This window comes from Candidatus Symbiopectobacterium sp. NZEC135, assembly GCF_025962695.1.
On record NZ_JAGFPF010001230.1, the window covers coordinates 1 to 648 of the forward strand.

At 43.7% G+C, this 648-nt stretch carries 1 protein-coding gene; it reads right to left on the bottom strand.

The window, feature by feature from the left end:
• Positions 1-589 (bottom strand): acyltransferase (locus J5224_RS33520; protein WP_264629197.1); only part of this gene is annotated, 589 nt, incomplete at its 3' end.
• Positions 590-648: the final 59 nt, after the last annotated feature.

The following is a 648-nucleotide window of genomic DNA, read 5'->3' on the forward strand; positions in this document are numbered from 1 at the left end:
AACTGACCAGACCAAATACCTGGCTGGACATCAACAATGCCGGATGAATAAACGAGGGAATAGCGAACAGGCTATTCATTATTTTCTCAACCAGCGTCACGTTGGCTAATAGAAATAGCGCAGCAATAACATAAATCAGCATCTGGCGGTTGGCATCAACAAACACAGGACGCAGCAACGGCACGATAAAATAGAGACCAATAATCGAGAATAAAAACCACAGGTGGCTGGCCTCACTCGCGGTGCGATCGGTATTAAGGTACGCCCAGAAATCGTAATGCGGTGCACCCAGCACGCGCGTCAGCACAACATTGTCATACAGATAATAAAAACAGAGCCAGAAAACCAGTGCGATGGCGATGGCTTTTGATTTAGTCATGGCATAGCAAAATTGATCCTCATGGCGATTATTCAGTAAAAAATAACCACTCGCCATATAAAACATCGCCACACCAAACTGTCCAGTCTGACGAATAAACAATACGCCGAAGTCCTGAGGATCGCGATTCATAAAATAGAGAGAAACATGTGAAAGAATAACCAGAAAAATCGCAATAATCTTCATCAAATCGAGACTATAAATTCGCATACCTCGCCCTTATCACCAAGAGATTGTCCGAGATAACTCACGTTGGAGAAGTATTGGTG